General features: G+C 62.8%; 1 protein-coding gene. It reads left to right on the forward strand.

Annotation, left to right across the window (positions count from 1 at the left end; translation table 11 throughout):
• Positions 1–128: 128 nt before the first annotated feature.
• A partial coding sequence (locus THIARS_RS17955) for a MerR family transcriptional regulator (protein ID WP_141202466.1) occupies positions 129–363 on the forward strand: 235 nt, incomplete at its 3' end.

Consider the following 363-nt stretch of genomic DNA (forward strand, 5'->3'; position numbering starts at 1 on the left):
GGCAGGCGTAACGCTGTGCTGGTGGGGTCGTGCTGGCTCATGATGGCGGATCTCGGTGAACAGTGCGATCATTGAACAGCCCGTACCTGCTACAGGGTCAAGTGCCTTGCACGAGAGGGGAATGCAACATGCGAATCGGGGAATTGGCGCGGCGCGGCCACTGCGATGTGGAGACGGTGCGTTTTTACGAGCGCGAGGGCTTGCTGGACGCGCCCGCCCGCGAGGACAACGGCTATCGCAACTACACCAGCGTCCACCTGGAGCAGCTCAACTTCATTCGCCACTGCCGCTCGCTGGGCATGGGATTGCCGGACGTGCGCGTGTTGCGCAGCTTTCAGGAGCATCCTGAATCGGCGTGCGACG

This window comes from Thiomonas delicata, assembly GCF_900088825.1.
Lineage (GTDB): Bacteria > Pseudomonadota > Gammaproteobacteria > Burkholderiales > Burkholderiaceae_C > Thiomonas_A > Thiomonas_A delicata.